The organism is Dellaglioa sp. CoH-57-MRSF-19 (assembly GCF_056781975.1).
The window spans coordinates 109493-127057 of sequence record NZ_JBXAXW010000002.1 but is presented as its reverse complement, the minus strand read 5'-3'; the positions used below and the strand labels follow the sequence as shown (position 1 = coordinate 127057).

At 32.9% G+C, this 17565-nt stretch carries 17 protein-coding genes; 1 reads left to right on the top strand and 16 read right to left on the bottom strand.

The genetic code is table 11. The features are described from left to right. Positions 1 to 7: 7 nt before the first annotated feature. From AC1RO3_RS02420 to AC1RO3_RS02360, 13 genes are all read right to left on the bottom strand, one after another. The gene (locus AC1RO3_RS02420) at positions 8 to 889 is read right to left on the bottom strand and encodes an aldose 1-epimerase family protein (protein WP_481761325.1); all 882 of its coding nucleotides are present in this window, start codon (positions 887 to 889) and stop codon (positions 8 to 10) included. A gap of 16 nt (positions 890 to 905) precedes the next feature. Next, positions 906 to 2315, bottom strand: a complete 1410-nt coding sequence (gene hslU, locus AC1RO3_RS02415) for an ATP-dependent protease ATPase subunit HslU (RefSeq protein WP_409022533.1) — start codon at positions 2313 to 2315, stop codon at positions 906 to 908. A gap of 15 nt (positions 2316 to 2330) precedes the next feature. Continuing rightward, positions 2331 to 2876: an HslVU peptidase proteolytic subunit gene (gene hslV, locus AC1RO3_RS02410; RefSeq protein WP_409022532.1), complete on the bottom strand. Its 546-nt coding sequence runs from the start codon at positions 2874 to 2876 to the stop codon at positions 2331 to 2333. 114 nt (positions 2877 to 2990) lie between these two features. After that, entirely contained in the window at positions 2991 to 4298 is a 1308-nt protein-coding gene (gene trmFO, locus AC1RO3_RS02405; RefSeq protein WP_481761326.1) for an FADH(2)-oxidizing methylenetetrahydrofolate--tRNA-(uracil(54)-C(5))-methyltransferase TrmFO, read from the bottom strand. 29 nt (positions 4299 to 4327) lie between these two features. After that, positions 4328 to 6424, bottom strand: a complete 2097-nt coding sequence (gene topA, locus AC1RO3_RS02400; RefSeq protein WP_481761327.1) for a type I DNA topoisomerase — start codon at positions 6422 to 6424, stop codon at positions 4328 to 4330. 95 nt (positions 6425 to 6519) lie between these two features. Continuing rightward, positions 6520 to 7389, bottom strand: a complete 870-nt coding sequence (dprA, locus tag AC1RO3_RS02395) for a DNA-processing protein DprA (RefSeq protein ID WP_481761328.1) — start codon at positions 7387 to 7389, stop codon at positions 6520 to 6522. 50 nt (positions 7390 to 7439) lie between these two features. Further along, on the bottom strand, positions 7440 to 8207 hold the full coding sequence (locus AC1RO3_RS02390) for a ribonuclease HII (protein ID WP_481761329.1): 768 nt from the start codon (positions 8205 to 8207) through the stop codon (positions 7440 to 7442). A gap of 2 nt (positions 8208 to 8209) precedes the next feature. After that, a complete protein-coding gene (ylqF, locus tag AC1RO3_RS02385; RefSeq protein ID WP_481761330.1) occupies positions 8210 to 9058 on the bottom strand; it encodes a ribosome biogenesis GTPase YlqF in 849 nt (282 codons plus the stop codon). Positions 9059 to 9200: 142 nt separating this feature from the next. Beyond that, entirely contained in the window at positions 9201 to 10649 is a 1449-nt protein-coding gene (locus AC1RO3_RS02380) for a S41 family peptidase (protein ID WP_481761331.1), read from the bottom strand. Between the two features lie 14 nt (positions 10650 to 10663). Beyond that, a complete protein-coding gene (locus AC1RO3_RS02375; protein ID WP_409022525.1) occupies positions 10664 to 10885 on the bottom strand; it encodes a YozE family protein in 222 nt (73 codons plus the stop codon). A gap of 15 nt (positions 10886 to 10900) precedes the next feature. Beyond that, complete coding sequence (locus AC1RO3_RS02370; RefSeq protein ID WP_409022524.1) at positions 10901 to 11515, bottom strand: YpmS family protein; 615 nt, start codon at positions 11513 to 11515, stop codon at positions 10901 to 10903. An 11-nt stretch (positions 11516 to 11526) separates the two neighbouring features. Beyond that, positions 11527 to 12309, bottom strand: coding sequence for an SGNH/GDSL hydrolase family protein (locus AC1RO3_RS02365; protein ID WP_481761332.1), 783 nt, complete (start codon positions 12307 to 12309; stop codon positions 11527 to 11529). 198 nt (positions 12310 to 12507) lie between these two features. Beyond that, the gene (locus AC1RO3_RS02360; RefSeq protein WP_481761333.1) at positions 12508 to 13356 is read right to left on the bottom strand and encodes a DegV family protein; all 849 of its coding nucleotides are present in this window, start codon (positions 13354 to 13356) and stop codon (positions 12508 to 12510) included. 139 nt (positions 13357 to 13495) lie between these two features. On the opposite strand from AC1RO3_RS02360, the gene trhA reads away from it, so the two are divergent. Next, positions 13496 to 14137: a PAQR family membrane homeostasis protein TrhA gene (trhA, locus tag AC1RO3_RS02355; RefSeq protein WP_481761334.1), complete on the top strand. Its 642-nt coding sequence runs from the start codon at positions 13496 to 13498 to the stop codon at positions 14135 to 14137. Positions 14138 to 14186: 49 nt separating this feature from the next. Here the strand turns inward: trhA and AC1RO3_RS02350 are convergent, their stop codons facing one another. From AC1RO3_RS02350 to AC1RO3_RS02340, 3 genes are read right to left on the bottom strand one after another with little or no spacing between them, the layout of a single operon-like run. Beyond that, positions 14187 to 14675, bottom strand: coding sequence for a dihydrofolate reductase (locus AC1RO3_RS02350; protein ID WP_481761335.1), 489 nt, complete (start codon positions 14673 to 14675; stop codon positions 14187 to 14189). Positions 14676 to 14698: 23 nt separating this feature from the next. After that, positions 14699 to 15646, bottom strand: a complete 948-nt coding sequence (locus AC1RO3_RS02345) for a thymidylate synthase (protein WP_481761336.1) — start codon at positions 15644 to 15646, stop codon at positions 14699 to 14701. Between the two features lie 7 nt (positions 15647 to 15653). Further along, positions 15654 to 17549 carry an ABC-F family ATP-binding cassette domain-containing protein gene (locus AC1RO3_RS02340; RefSeq protein WP_481761337.1) on the bottom strand — a complete coding sequence of 632 codons (1896 nt, stop codon included), beginning with the start codon at positions 17547 to 17549 and terminating at the stop codon, positions 15654 to 15656. Positions 17550 to 17565 lie beyond the last annotated feature (16 nt).

Genomic DNA, 17565 nt, shown 5'->3' with positions numbered 1-17565 from the left:
TTTTTTTTTAAAATACTGTGATTTCATACGAACCTTCGAACGATTTATTTTTTTCTAACGTATAAATATTACTTTTATCTGATAAATTACCAGTAGATTCAATATTATCAGCTACTCCCCACCATGGTTCAATACAAACAAATGGTGAATTTTCAGGATATTTCGACCAGATACCAACGTAATCTGCACCATTTAATGTCACGGAAACACCATGATCATCTTCAGGTGTTGAAAGTAAGATAGTCGTTTCTAGTTGTTTCAATTCGTAAATTAAGGCATCATTTTTGAATGTTTCGCGAGATAACTTAATAGGTTCGTTGAACTTAACTGATTTTGCATTTTCGATATCGCTAAAAGGTCCAACTAGTGGAATTTGACGTCTTTCAACATTTGGTGCCACTTCAATTTGATAATTTTCTAGATTTAAATAAGCATTTTTAAGTGGTACGTTAAATGCTGGGTGTCCTCCGATAGAAAATAACAAAGGATTTTCATCGGGGTTATAAACATCGTAAATTACTTTTATTTGATGATTAGTTAAAATGTAATGTAATCTCAATCTAAAATTAAACGGATACTTTGAGATTGTTTCTGGGGATGAACCTAATTCCAGAACAACTGATGTTTTACTTTTAGAAACCACTGTAAAAAGCATGTCACGGGCAAAGCCATGTTGACCCATTTTATATGTTTTATGATCATACGCATATTCATCATTTTTTAAACGCCCAACAAATGGAAACAATACTGGGGCATGTCTACCCCAGTATTGTTTATCTGCTTGCCAAATATATTCAATAGATGTGTCATTTCCGGTAATACTGATTAATTCAGCACCTTGTTCAGCAATTTTGACTGTGATGAAATCATTTTTAAGTTCAACTGTCATTTTAGTTCACCCTATCCTATAAAATATAACGACTAAGATCTTTATCAGCAACGATGTTACCAATTTTGTCTTCAACATAACTTTCAGTAATTGTTATGTCACCCATTTGCATATCTGGACCCTCAAATAGTAAATCTTCAAGTAATTTTTCAAGAATTGTATGCAGTCTGCGTGCACCAATATTTTCAGTATCGTGGTTAACGTTGTAAGCAATTTCAGATATTTTCTCAATTGCTTCAATTGTAAATGTCACATTAATATTATCAGTGCCAATTAAAGCAATATATTGTTTAATTAAGGCATTATGAGGTTCTGTAAGAATTTTAACAAAATCTGCTTGGCTCAAATCATCTAATTCAACTCGAATTGGGAAACGACCTTGAAGTTCAGCAATTAAATCGCTAGGTTTACTTTCATGAAAAGCACCTGATGCAATAAACAAGATATGATCAGTATTAATAACACCATATTTAGTTGAAATTTGAGAGCCTTCAACAATTGGTAAAATATCACGTTGTACGCCTTCTCTAGAAACTTCACCACTATTTTTTTGAGATTTTGAAGTAATTTTATCAATTTCATCAATAAAAATAATTCCAGTGTTTTCAGCACGTTCAATTGCAGCTTGATTGATATCTGCTACATTAACTAATTTTTTTGATTCTTCACGAATTAAAATTTTACGGGCTTCTGCTACGGTTAACGTTCTTTCTACTTGGCGTGTTGGTGTTAATGCACTTAAGGTATCTCCTAAGTCGATGCCCATTTGTCCCATCATGCCATTCATACCAGAAGGCTGTTTAGGTTCATCAACTTTAATTGTCACTTCGTTATTTTCTAATAAACCACGACTTAGTTGTTCCGATACAGATAGTCGTTCATTTCTAATGTCGTCAGTGACCTCCTCTTCATCTTTTGCATCTAATCCGGCAGGTATTTGACCTTTTTGAATTTGAGACATCATTTGCATAAGATTAACATTCTCGGCTTTTTTTTGTTTTTTAATACCTGGAACTAGAAGTTTTACAAGTCGTTTATCAGCCATACGTTCAGCTGCGCCTGAAACACGGCCATATTGAGCATCTTCTTCTAATTTAATTGACACGTCAACCAAGTCACGTACCATTGATTCAACATCACGTCCAGCGTAACCAACTTCAGTGAATTTTGTTGCTTCAACTTTAATAAATGGTGCTTCAAGCATTGTTGCCAAACGACGAGCAATTTCAGTTTTACCTACACCAGTTGGCCCAATCATCATTAAATTTTTAGGTGTAACATCTTTTTGCATTGATTCAGAAAGTTGCATCCGACGATATCTATTACGTAATGCAACAGCAATGGCCTTTTTTGCATCATTTTGACCGATAACGTATTGATCTAGTTCTGTAACAATCTGTTTTGGTGTTTTATCACTTATAGTCATAAATTTACCCGCTTTCTATAATTCTTCTGAGATGACATGATGGTTAGTAAAAATATCAATATCACCGGCAATATTAATTGATGCCTCAGCAATTTCTTTAGCTGACATATCAGTTGTATGATGCTTAAGTGCCTTTGCAGCAGACAAAGCAAAATTTCCGCCAGATCCGATTGCTAAAATGTCATCGTCAGGTTCAATTACTTCTCCACTACCAGAAACTAATAACATTTCATTACTGTTCATTACAATCAAAAGTGCTTCTAATTTTTGTAAGGATTGTTCACTACGCCAATCCTGAGCTAATTCAACTGCTGCACGTTGTAAATTACCACTAAATTCATTTAATTTTTTTTCAAATCGTTCTTCAAGATTAAATGCGTCGGCAACGCTACCAGCGAAACCAACAACTACTTGATCGTTATATATGCGACGAACTTTTCTAGCAGTCCCCTTCATAATAACTTTTTCACCCATTGTGACTTGGCCATCACCGGCCATTGCACAGTGACCATTATGCTTAACGGCACAAATTGTTGTTGCATGAAATGAAACAGTTGCCATAATAAACTCCTCCATGTTACTCATTTATTGTATAAAAAAACTTCATTGAACGCTACTACTGTAGCACAACAATGAAGTATAACTCAATTATTTTATCAGATATTTCATAAATATTTAAAGACTTGGTTTAACAATTGCTAAATGCTCTAGAGCACGATTTGCAACCGCTTGATTTTTTTCTTGTTTATCTCGAATTTTTGTGCCTAATTTAGGGATAATACCAAAGTTAGCATTCATCGGCTGAAAATGTTTACCACTGGCATGTGTTATATAATGGGCCATAGCTCCCATCACAGTTGTTTTAGGAAGTACGACTAGCTCTTCTCCTAAAACAAGATGTGCGGCATTGATCCCTGCTAATAATCCACTTGCAGCACTTTCTACATAGCCTTCAACACCTGTCATTTGACCAGCAAAAAATAAATCATTTCTAAATTTAGACTGATATGTTGGTTCCAGTGTATCAGGAGAACGCATAAATGTATTACGATGCATAACACCATAACGAACAAATTCAACATTTTCTAAACCTGGAATTAGTGAGAAAACATTCTTTTGTTCGCCCCATTTAAGATGCGTTTGGAAACCAACAATATTGTATAAGTCACCGACTGCATTGTCTTGACGCAATTGGACAACGGCAAAAGGTGTTCTACCAGTCTTAGGGTCTTCTAATCCAACTGGTTTTAAAGGGCCAAATAACATTGTTTTAGCGCCTCTTCTAGCCATTTCTTCAATTGGCATACAACCTTCGAAAAATTTTTCATCTTCAAAATCATGCATTTCAGCAGTTTCGGCCCCTATTAGTGCCTTATAAAAGGTTATAAATTCCTCTTTAGTCATTGGACAATTAAGGTATGCAGCATCACCTTTATCATATCGTGATTTTAAGTAGATTTTATCCATATTTAATGATGATTTTTCTAAAATTGGTGCAGCTGCATCATAAAAATAAAGTCCCTCACTACCATTTAATTGTTTAATTGATTCTGCTAAACCTGATGATGTTAAAGGACCTGTCGCAACAATTGTTGGACCTTTTGGTAGTTCAGTTAACTCTTCATTGATAACCGTAATATTTTCATGATTTTTAACTAAATCAGTTATCTCACCAGAAAATTTATCACGGTCAACGGCTAGCGCACCGCCAGCCGGAATTGCATTATGGTCAGCTGACTTCATAATAACTGAATCTAACTGTCTCATCTCTTCCTTCAAAAGACCAACGGCATTCGTAATTTGATTAGCTCTTAAAGAATTCGTACAAACTAGTTCAGCAAAATTCTCAGTATGATGCGCTGGTGTCATTTTGATAGGGCGCATCTCGTATAAATTAACATGAACTCCTCGCTTGGCAATCTGCCATGCAGCTTCACTACCGGCAAGACCAGCACCGATTACATTAACGCTAGTATTTTCCATTATATAATCCCCCTGCTAGTTAGATTCAATTATTTTTGAACCGCTTCTTCATAGTCACAATTACTACATTTGACTTGTTTTCCACCTTTTACTTTTTTCTCAATTAAATAATGTTGACATTTTGGACATTCGCGACCAATAGGTTTATCCCATGATACGAATTCACAATCTGGGTATCTTGAGCAACCATAGAATAAACGATTTCGTTTAGATTTACGTTCAATTACTTCCCCTTGCTGACACAATGGACAAGTTACACCAATTTCTTTAACGATTGCTTTTGTATTACGACAATCTGGAAAACGCGTACATGCAAAAAATTTACCATATCGGCCCATCTTAATAACCATCGGTGACCCACAAATTTCACAATTAAATCCAGCTGGTTCATCTTTAATTTGAACTTTCTCAATTGTTTCTTGGGCATGTTCAACATTTTTTGAAAATGGTTTATAAAAATCATCAACAACTTTAACCCAATTTTCGTCTCCGACTTCAATGTTATCAAGACCTTTTTCTAATTCAGCAGTAAATTTAACATTCACAATATCACTAAAATAAGCTTCAATCATATCATCTACAATTTCACCCAGTTCAGTTGGTTCAAAACGCTTAGCAATTAATTTCACATAATATCGACGTTGAATAGTATCCAAGGTTGGTGCATACGTTGATGGACGTCCAACACCATTTTCTTCAAGTGTTTTAATTAAATTTGCTTCAGTGAATCTAGCAGGTGGCTGAGTAAAATGTTGGTTAGGCTGATTTTTAGCTAACTTAACATGATCGCCAACTTTTAAATCCGGTAAAATATTATCAGTCTTTTTGTTATCCTCATAAATTTTTGTATAACCTGCAAACTTAGTCTTTGACCCAGAAGTATGATAAGTAACGCCATTTTGTTCAATAGATACAGACATTGTATCCATTACAGCTGGTGTCATTTGACTGGCAACAAATCGCGACCAAATTAATTTATATAACTTCATTTGATCATTACTTAAATAATCCTTCATTGAAGCAGGTGTACGTAAAACAGAGGAAGGTCTAATTGCTTCATGTGCGTCCTGTGCACCTTCTTGTAATTTACCTTTGCGTGGCTTAATAGCTGCATAATCTTCACCATACTTTTCGTGTAAAAATTGAGCAGTTTCATGTTTGGCAGTCGTAGATACACGAGTCGAGTCGGTACGCATGTAAGTGATTAAACCAACAGTACCCTGTTTTCCGAGATGAATTCCTTCATATAATTGTTGTGCAACCATCATCGTTTTTCTTGTACGAAAGTTTAATTTTCTATTAGCATCTTGTTGCATTGTACTTGTAGTAAATGGTAAAGCTGGAAATCTTTTACGTTCTTTTTTTGTGACAGCGGTGATATCAAAATCTTGTTTTGTATCAATTAATGCCATTACTTTTTTAACATCTTCATTATCATGAAGTGCTTTTTTCTTTCCCTTAATACCATAAAAAGCTGCATCAAATTTCTCTTTACCTTTTTTAAATTCAGAATCAATAGTCCAGTATTCCTCTGGTATAAATGCACGAATTTCTTTTTCTCTATCAATAATTAAATTCAAAGCAATAGACTGAACTCGACCAGCACTTAAGCCTTTTTTTATTTTAGCCCATAATAAAGGACTAATTGAATAACCAACTAATCTATCTAAAATACGGCGAGCTTGTTGTGCATCAACTAAATTCATATCAATTGATCTAGGATCATTAAAAGCATTTTTAACTGCATCTTTTGTAATTTCATTAAAAACAACACGATTTTTGTCCGTGATATCTAAATCTAAAATATGAGATAAATGCCATGCAATTGCCTCGCCTTCACGATCAGGATCGGCTGCTAGATAAACATTTTTAGCTTTTTTAGCTTCTTTTTTTAAACTTTTAATAACATCGCCTTTACCACGAATTGAAATGTAATGAGGATCATAGTTGTTTTCAACGTCAACTCCCATTTTACTTCGTGGTAAATCTCTAATATGTCCAAGACTAGCGACAACATGGTAGTTGCTGCCTAGGTATTTTTCAATTGTTTTAGCCTTAGAAGGTGATTCAACAATAACTAGATTTTTTTTTGCCGGCGTTCTCTTTTTCTTTTTGGTTACTGGCATAATTGAACTCCTTCGTAGTATTTATATTGTAAGCAATAACATTTTTAAAATCGTTAGTAATCTTAAAGCATATTAGAGAGACTTGTCAAGCGTAACTAGTTTTCATAGAACTCTGCAAGTATCTGTTCACCGTTAATAATCGGCATTGCACCGGCTATTATTAGTTCATTACACCCAAGTGAAAGAGGACTAATAATTGATCCGGGTACAGCTAGTACTGTGCGATTTTCTTGCAATGCTAAATTGGCAGTTATAAGACTACCACTATGGTGTTTAGCCTCTGTAACTAATAAGCATTCACAAAGGCCTGCAATAATTCGATTTCTTTCAGGGAAATGATTACGTTGTGGTCCTGTATTCAGTCCGTACTCAGATAATAAAAGTCCCTTTTTGCTAATTTCAATTTGTAAATCTTCATTAATTTTTGGATAATAAATATTTAAACCTGTCCCAATAACAGCAATTGTATCTGCTCCGTTAGCTATTGTAAATTGGTGTGCCAAGGTATCAACGCCGGCTGCTAATCCGCTTAAAATTACCTTATCATTTTGGATACTATTTGGTAATAATAATCGTATTACTTCTATTGAGTAGTCAGTTCTTTGCCGAGCACCAACAACAGCAAGTGATTGTCGATTTAATAATTGCGTATTTCCTCGCATAAAAAGAACAATTGGTGGTCGATAGCATTCTTTTAGTCGATACGGATAGTCCTCATCAATAATAGTCACAATTGTTGAATGTAACTTATTGGTAATAACCTCATTTTTCAATGAAATACTAGTGTAAGCTTTACTGAAACTAGCTATTTTTTTACTATTTAAATTTAAAATGGATTTAATTACATCTAGAGTTAAATCAGTACAACTTGGATTCTGTTGTAACCAATCAAAAATTTTATTTTCGCCAATATACGTTATTTCAGAACATAGTCTAAGTTTAATTAAAGTGTCTCTTATTGTCATTGTTTCTCCTTATTAGTCATTAATACTAATAAGGTACGCAATTTATTTCATTATTTTTTTAGAATAGATTTAATTGGTTCAAATGTTCGACGATGAATTGGAGTGACTCCTAATTTGCTAAGTCCTGCTAAATGTTTTTTAGTTCCATATCCATCATTATGATTGAAATCGTATCCTGGATATAATTCATTGTAAAAGTTCATGAGATGATCTCGGTAAACCTTAGCAACGATACTAGCAGCAGCAATACTAGCACTTTTAGAATCGCCTTTAATGAAACTTTCCTGCGGAATATCGCTATCAATCGTCATAGCATCAATCAATAATTGTTGTGGTTTCACGTCCAATGAATTAACAGCTTCTAACATAGCAATTCTTGATGCTTGATATATATTAACTTCATCAATTGTTTGATTATTTATCACAGATATACCAACTGAAACAGCTGTAGCTAATATTTCAACGTATAATGCTTCACGCATAGATGCAGATAATTTTTTCGAATCATTCACGTCAATTAGATTGAAATTATGAGGTAAAATAACTGCTGCACTAACAACTGGACCAGCTAACGGTCCTCTTCCAACCTCATCAATACCAGCGATGTAAGGAATACCATTCTGCCATAGGTCTCTTTCTATTACTAACCTACGATTAAATAATTCTTGGTGTTCAACTAGTTTTTTTTGTCTATTATTATATTGGATTAAAAGCTTAATAACTCCTTTGCGAGAGTCTTTAGCTATTTCTTGCATAAAATTATCCGATGGATTATTCAATAAATGTTCTTTTACTTGAGAAATTGTAAATTTGGTCACAACTATTCGCCACCCAATTGAGGGATTTCTAAGGTATAACGACCAAGTTTACCTTGTCTAATATCAAATATAATTCTCTCACTCGCACGATCATAATCTTCTTTGAAACCCATTTTTTTTGTTAAATCTAATAATAAATCAACATTACTTAACTGCATTTGTTCATCCGTTAATTTATATTTCTCTTGTAATGCCTTTGGATTTGTTTGTTTAAAATGTTCTAACCCGTATAATGCAATGTCATCTTTTGCATATAAAGAGTCTTTTATTGCTCCTGTTAAAGCAAGACGTTTACCGATTTCTTGATCTTCAAATTTGGGCCATAAAATACCTGGTGTATCTAAAAGAGACATTGATTTTCCGGCTTTTAACCATTGCTGTGCTTTTGTCACCCCAGGTCTATTTCCAGTTATGGCGACATTTTTACTTAACAAATGATTTAGTAACGTCGATTTTCCAACATTCGGAATTCCGATACACATTACCTTAACTCGTTGTTGGAGGATACCTTTACTTTCTCGTAACGCTATTTTATCTTTTAAAACAACGTTAATTTTTTTCTCGATAGCGTTAAGTTGTCCGTGTTGACTATCTACTGCAACTGCCGGAATTCCTTTGTTTTCATAGTACTGTAGCCAACGTGCAGTAACGTTCGGATCGGCCATATCTTTTTTTGTTAAAACCATAATATGAGGTTTTGTTGCAAGTAATTGCTCAAGTTGCGGATTTCTAGATGATTCAGGCAATCTTGCATCAACTAATTCAAGTACGATATCTACTAAGTTTAATTTTTCCTTTACTAATCTTAAGGCTTTTGCCATATGTCCTGGGAACCATTGGATTACTGTCATTTAAATTCTCCTTGTTAAGCCAAGTAAACTTTTAATTAACTTGCTTAATTCTTTATATTTAACTCTCTTAATCAGAATACCTTAATTTGTGCACAAAAAGAAGAGAGTTCCGCTATTTAGTTTCGCCCTCTTCAGTCTTTTATTAATTTGTTAACGATTTAATTGCCGCATCATAGGCAGGATCATTTTTTGAAATTTTTTTCTGAACTAATGTTTCAATTTTTAAAGCAGTATCTTTGTTAACTTCGCCCGTTTGAGTTAAAGTATTTTCTTTTTGTAACATTTTTACTGCATTAACCGTTGATGTACCAAAGTAACCATTATTTTTGTCTTTATAATAATTAAGTGCGCTTAAGTAAACTTGAATCGTTTTAACTTGAGGTGTAACGTCTTCATATTTATATGTTTTATCAGTATTAATTAGTGGTGAATAAGCATACGCAGGATAATCAGCTGAAATAGTAGGCTTAATCCCTTTTTTATTAATCCAAGAACCATCAGGTGTTAGCCATTTAGCAATGGTAACTTTTAATTCTGTTTTATCTGTAAAGGTATTGATTGTTTGGACGGTACCTTTTCCATAAGATGTTGACCCAATTAATTTATCATTACCAGATTGGTTAAGTGCGGCTGCTAAAATTTCAGAAGCACTTGCACTATCTTTATTAATGACAACAGCTGTTTTTTCTGTGACTTTAAATCCTGAGTCATATTTTTTACCAGCCTTATATACTTCAGGAGAACCCGTTTTGCCTTGTACCTGCATAATTGTTTGACCATCTTTTAAGAACATTGATCCAATCGCTAATGCTTGATCCATAAGGCCACCTGGATTATCACGAACATCAATGACAAACGATGTAGCGCCATCTTTTCTAAGTGACTTCACTGCAGATTTGACTTCGTTAGATGTATCCTCAGAAAATGTACTAATTTGAATATATCCTACTTTTTTATTCTTTTTCGAAATACTACTATAGACTGTTTTAACAGGAATATCATCTCGTTTTATTGAAACATTAAATGTTGATGAATCACGTTTAATAGTTAGTTTCACTATTGTTCCTTTTTTACCTCTAATTTTTGAAACAGCTTTTTCTAAACTGAGACCATAAATAGATTTACCATCTATTTTTTGGATAATATCATCTGTCTTCAAACCAGCCTTTTTAGCTGGTGTTCCTTTAATAGCTGAAACAATCTGAATATTTTTCTTGCTAATTTTGACTTCAGCACCGATTCCAACAAATTTACTAGAAATAGTTGAATTTAAATTAGTCGCATCTTCTTTACCTAAATAGGCCGTAAATTTATCTCCAGTAGAGTCGACCATACCATTGATAGCCCCATCGACTAATTTTTTCTTACTGATATTTTTATAATAAGAATTATTTAGTGCCGAATAAACAGACTCAATTTTGGCTAAATCTGAACTAGTCGTTTGTAATGACCCAACTAATGTATTAATTTGACTAATTGCAAAAAAATACATTGCAGCAGCTCCGACTATAAAAGATAAACAAATTGACCCTATTAAGGTCCAAAAATGACGACCAAATCTAAAACGTTTTTCTTTTTTATCTTTTTCCATAATTTAATTCCCCACTAATTCATTTTGTCTAAATATCGGGCCCAAGCGTCATCAAAAATTGTCATTGAAGGTAAATATCCTGCATTTAATTCAAGATAATTAGAAAGAAAGTCATACTTATCTGACAATTTAGGAAAACTTTGATCATAAAATGCATTATTTGCAAATTGGGACACCTCATCCGTACCGTGATCATTGCGTTCGGTCATTAAAAATTGATAAAATGTTTGTCTCATAAATTGATACCTCATTTAATTTAAAGGGATAGAAACATCGAATTTAAAAACATTCGTTTTTAAATCAATTTTGGTTGCACTAGCTTGTATACCATTCTCAATATCTAGTTTTTTTAAGTTAAGCATAATTGTTTGTTCTTTGCTATTAATCGTAATCCAATTTGGTAAATCATATGCATTTTTTACATAATCCATTATAAACTTTTTAGGAACTGGTAATGAACCTACAGCAACAGATTTTGCTTTTAACAAGATATTACCATCATCTGTTACAACTGGATCTGAATATAATGTGAATGAAATATTTTGTCCTAAAATTTTTGTTGTGCCCATTAATATAGCAGATTTATCTACTAAAAACCGATATTTAATTGATTGACCTTTTTGAATTGATTTTAAATAATAATTAATGGTTCCGTTAAGTTGTTCCTTGTTCATTTCCACGCTTAGTTCTGTTCTTTTTGTTGCTTTTGAAGTGGTTTGAGTTGTTAGTGTCTTTTGATCTTGGGATTGGTTCATAATACTAACGGAAAAATAAAGTAGTACGCCAATCAATAAAGAAAATAATATGATAAACGCAACTTTCCATGCGTTAAAAGTGGTTGATGTTTTTTCTGTTCTTTTCGGCATAATTCTCCTCATTATTTAAATAAATGATGTTCTTCCATTGATTTGAACAACAAATCAGTCATTTTTTTATAACCTTTTTTATTTGGATGAAAATGATCAGTTATAGAAATATAGTTATTTTTTTCATCTTTTTCTTGCAAGACACTTTCAAGATTAAAACTAGATAAATCAGATAAGTCTGAGCTACCCAAAGTCTTGGCTAATTTACTTGTTTTACCATAATATTGTCCTTCAGAAAGCTGTTTTTCAACACTAACAAAATAACTATTTTTATCATTTTTAACAACCTTGTTGGTTACGTTATTCCATGATTTAACAATCGTTTTCATACTACTCATTTCGGGGAAATAAACGTAAAATGGGTTATACACTCCTATAACGTAGATAGGCGCGCTATTATTATATTTTCTAATCTCTTTAAATAAATCATTTAAATTTTTTGTATAAGTCATTTTTTCAGTATCAATAGCTTTATTTAACTTATCAGTATCATTAGATAAAATGTTTTTTTGTATAACCTGTAATAGGTCATTCCCACCAACTGTTAATGTAATAACAGTGGCTTTTTTTAACGTTTTTTGCATTTTGGGTTGTTTCTTTAATCTGCTATAAATTTGATCACTTCGATCTCCTGATAAGCCAAAGTTAGAGGCAGTTACTTTCATATTTTTATCAGTATTTATTTTTTCTGTAATTAATGAAACGAATCCACCTTTATTCGTTTCATCTCCGACACCCTGCGTTAAAGAATCACCAAGGGATACTAGCTTAAGAGCTGTTTTTTTATGGGGCACTGTTATTAAAGAATGATTCGAAAAATGGCCGGTTGCAAACCACAGCCCACTAAATATAAGACCACTTAGTACTAAAATACTTAAAATAGTAATGGAAAAGCTTTTAAAAAATTTCAAAAAATCATTCCTTTATTTAATTAAAAAAACCGGACAAAAACAGCTGTTTTTGGACCAGTTTAAAAATAATTATTTAATATATTAGTCTTTATCTGTGTAGAACATCACTGCAAAAGCCCCTGGACCACCATGCGTCGCAATAATAGGTGCTGTCTGTCGAACTAGAATATCAACTTTTGGGACTGCTGTTTGTAATAAATCGCGAACTTCAAATGCCTTTTTTTCATTTCCAGCATGAGAAATACCTACTGCTTTAACATTAGGTGTACTTTTTAATTCTTCAACTAAATCTGCAATAAATCTGTTAACCGTCTTCATACCACGGCCTTTATTTTTAATTTTTAATTCGCCATCAATCATTTCCAAAATAATCTTCATATTTAAAACACTTGAAAGAACACCAGTTAATCTTGATATACGTCCACCTTTGACCAGATTATCCAGAGTCATAACGGCCATATTTAGAGTTGAATTCTTACGGATTTCAGAAATTTTTGTTAAAATATCATCCATTGATGCACCTGAATTTGCTAACTTAGCAGCTGCTAAGACTTGAAAAGCCATACCTCGATCAGTAGAACGAGTATCAACAACGGTTACATCGGATTGACTCATTTCTGCAGCTTGCTCTGCAGTATGAACTGTACCACTAATTTGGTCAGTCATGTTAAGTGAGAGAACTTGGCTACCATCTGCCCCAAGACTGTCAAACATTTCTACAAAAGTACCAATTGGTGGCTGACTTGTTTTAGGTAACGTTTTTGACGTTTCCATTTTAGTCTCAAATTCGTCATTTGTAATTGATTCACCTTCAACGTAAATAGTATCATCAATCATAACGCTTAGAGGTATAATGCTAATGTCATTTTCTTTTATTTCATTATCTGTTAATCCAACAGATGAATCCGTTATTATTTTAATTTTTTTCATGTTTCTTCATCCACACTTTCTTAACAAAAGTTTTTAATCATGATACAATAATGTCACTATAAACTTTTCTATTTATAATGTCTAGTATATCAGAATTACTGGTCTATTTCACATAGAAATTGATGACTGAGGTGTTTTTTTGGAACATAATTACAGTAGAAGGTATCTCATCTTAAATGAGGTATTAAACGCGGTAACTCATGGTATTGGTCTTGGGTTAAGTATAGCGGGATTGATTTTTTTACTTATTAAAGGTGCTCATAATGGTAGTGCATTAGAAATTACCTCGTATGCTATATATGGTTCATCTTTGGTACTGCTGTACTTAACTTCTACCCTATTTCATAGTTTAATATTTACACGAGCAAGAACTGTTTTTCAAATCTTCGATCATAGTAGTATCTATATTCTGATAGCAGGTACTTATACGCCTTATTGTCTTCTCTCTGTTGGTGGGGCATTAGGTTGGACACTATTCGGAATCATCTGGATGATGACCGTTTTAGGAATTATTTATAAATCAATTTGGTTGGGTCATTTTAAAACAATTTCAACCATCATTTATCTAATTATGGGCTGGCTTTGTTTGAGCGCAATGATGCCACTTTATAATAGCCTCGGTACAATTGGGTTCTGGCTACTTGTTTCTGGTGGCATTGCGTTCACAATCGGCGCTGGAATTTATAGTATAAACGGTGTTAAGTACTTACATGTCGTTTGGCATTTATTTGTGATGTTAGGTACAGGATTAATGTTTTTTTCTATTTTATTATATACTTAAAGTTAAAAAGCGAAGACACATCCGTATTGGATATGTCTTCGCTTTTTAATTATTTTTTATCATAAATTCTAAATTCATGATCATATACATTTTTTTTGTCAATCATTCCCGGAATCGTTTCAATTAATTTCCAATGAGTATAATCAATAGGAATCATCATCACATCACCATCAAACGTAGCGTTAATTTTTGTTTGATACAATCTATTAACTTTTACATACATTTCAGAAAATAATGTTGCGCCACCAATAACAAAAATATCTTCAGAATATGTTTCTAATAAATCATTCAACTCTGGTATTGAATGAACAATCTTTAGAGTATCTGTTTCAACTAAATCGTTTTTACTTGAAAGAACAATATTAATTCGATTTGGTAATAGTCCCGGAAAACTTTCAAATGTATTTCTGCCCATAACAACGACCTTATTAAGCGTTGTTTTCTTAAAAAATTTTAAATCATTTGGTAAGTACCAAGGTAGCTTACCCTTATATCCAATATGATGTTCACTGTCTTCAGCCCAAATAAAATTAATCATTATTGACTCTCCTTAAGTAAATATTAAACTGCAACAGGCGCTTTAATAGGTGGTGCAGGATTATAGTCTTCTATTTTAATATCCGTCATATCGTATTCAAAAATACTATTTTTATCAGGATTTAACCATAATTTTGGCATGGGTTGCACTTCACGAGAAAGTTGTTCCTTCACTTGTTCTATATGATTATTGTAAATATGGGCATCGCCTAATGTGTGAATGAATTCACCAACTTCAAGTCCAACCTCTTTAGCAATTAGATGAGTTAATAACGCATAACTTGCAATATTAAATGGTACACCTAAAAAGACATCGCCACTTCTTTGATATAATTGACAACTTAATTTACCATCAGCCACATAAAATTGAAATAACGTATGGCAAGGTGGTAATGCCACATTTGGTACATCTTCTGGGTTCCAAGCGGACACAATTAATCTTCTAGAATCAGGTGTTTTTTTGATTGCTTCAATAACATCTTTAATTTGGTCAATCGTATCACCTTGTCTAGTTTTCCAATTACGCCACTGACTACCATAAACGTCACCTAATTCACCAAACTTTTTTGCAAATTCATCGTCTTCAATAATTTTATCGCAAAAAAGGTTTTTCTGTACTTCATATTCTTTTTTAAAATCAGTCTCTAAAAGTGATCGATGTCCAAAATCAGTCATATCTGGACCCATATACTGAGAACTTTCAATGTAATTTTTAAAAGCCCATTCGTCCCAAATATGATTCTTATGTTTCAATAAATATTGGATATTAGTATCACCTTTTAAGAACCACAGTAACTCACTCTTAATTAAACCAAATGGTACTTTTTTAGTTGTTAGTAGTGGGAATCCTTGACTTAAGTCAAACCTCATTTGATAGCCAAAAAGACTTTTAGTTCCCGTTTTTGTACGATCAGATTTATCATTTCCGTTCATTAAAATATCACGTTCAAGTTGCAAATATGTTTCTTCCATACGAAAATTACCCCTTTTCTGCATATTTACCTAAATAGTCCCAACGATTCATCTTTTCTTCAATTTCATCATCTAAATTATCAATTGACACTTGTAGTTCACTTAATGCTACAAAATCATTGCCATTGATATTCGACATATCACTTTCAGCTTTTTCTTTCTTAGCTTCTAAATTATCAATTGTCTGTTCAATTGTTTCAAATTCTTTTTGTTCAGCATAAGTTAATTTAACTTTTAATTTATCGTCAGAAATGGTGTCGTGTTCGATAATTTTTTCTTTTTTTGATATTGATACGGCATCATCCAGTGATTCTTTAGCAAGGTACGATGTAAATAATCCAGTATAACGATTAATTTTAGCATCGCCTTCAAAAATAAGTAATTGATCTGCAACTTTATCTAAAAAATATCTATCATGTGAGACAGTTATAACTGCGCCATTAAAAGATTCTAAATAGTCTTCAAGTACTGTTAATGTTCCAATATCTAAATCATTTGTAGGTTCATCTAGTAATAAGACATTTGGTTGTTGCATAAGTAATTTCAAGAGATAGAGTCTTCTTTTTTCACCACCGGATAGCTGTCTAATTAATGTCCCATGCATCGATCTTGGAAAAAGAAACTGCTCTAAAAGTTGTGTTGTACTTATTCGTTCGCCATGTTTATTTTCGATATTTTCACCAATTTCATTTAGATAGTTAATCATTCGTTTATCGCCAGGTATGGGTTCAGTTTGTTGCTGGTAATAACCTAATTTAACCGTTTCGCCCATTAGTAATTCGCCAGAGTTAAGTGGTAATTTTCCAGCAATTGCATTTAGTAAACTAGATTTACCAGCACCATTTTTACCGGTAATCCCGATTCTATCGCTCGCCTGAATCAACTCACTAAAATGATCAATAATTTTATGATTTTCTAAGACTAAACTAGCTTCTTTTAGCTCAATAACCTTTTTACCAAGCCGCTGTTGGCCTAGTCCAATTGAAACATCTTGATCAATTTGTAATGAATTCATATTTTCTTTTAAATCGTTAAAACGGTTAATTCGTGCTTGTTGTTTTGTTGATCTAGCTTTTGCTCCAGTACGCATCCAAGCTAGTTCCTTTTTATATAGCTGTTGTTCTTTATGCTCAGCGGTAACTTCCTGGGCAACTCTTTCAGCCTTTTGAGCAACGAAATCTTGATAGTTACCTTCATACGAGTGTAATTTACCAAATGATAGTTCTAAAATCTGGTTGGCAATTTGATCTAAAAAATACCGATCATGAGTAACAACAATTAAAGCTCCTTTGTACGTTTTAAGGTAACTTTCTAGCCATTCAATAGAACTAAAGTCCAAATGGTTTGTTGGTTCATCAAGAATTAATAAGTCAGGAGCTTGTATGAGTACTTGAGCCAAGCCAACTCTTTTTTTCTGTCCACCAGATAAGGTTGAGACTTTTTGTGTTAAATCCGTTATTTGTAATTGCGTTAGAATTGTTTTAACGTCATTATCGGCATTCCATGCATCTTCACGATTCATACGATCTTCCGCATCTGAGTAACGTTGCTGTAATTTTTCATCTTCAGGATGTTCACTATAGGCTGTTAAAACAGCTTCATAATGACGAATTGTTTCAAAAATAGGTGAAGCTCCTTCAAAAGCGGCTTCCATAATTGTCATATCATCATTTAATTCTGGTATTTGTTTTAAATAACTCATACGATAGTTATTTGGTTTAATTAAATCTCCTGAATCAGCTGGGTCAAGGTCTGTTAATGCATTTAATAACGTTGTTTTCCCTGAACCGTTAGTTCCAATCAATCCGATTCTATCTTTTTCATTAACAATAAAATTTAAATCATCAAATAATGTTTTTTCGCCGTATGTTTTCTTTAAATGTTCTACCCTCAGTGTTTGCATGTAATCACTCTCTTAT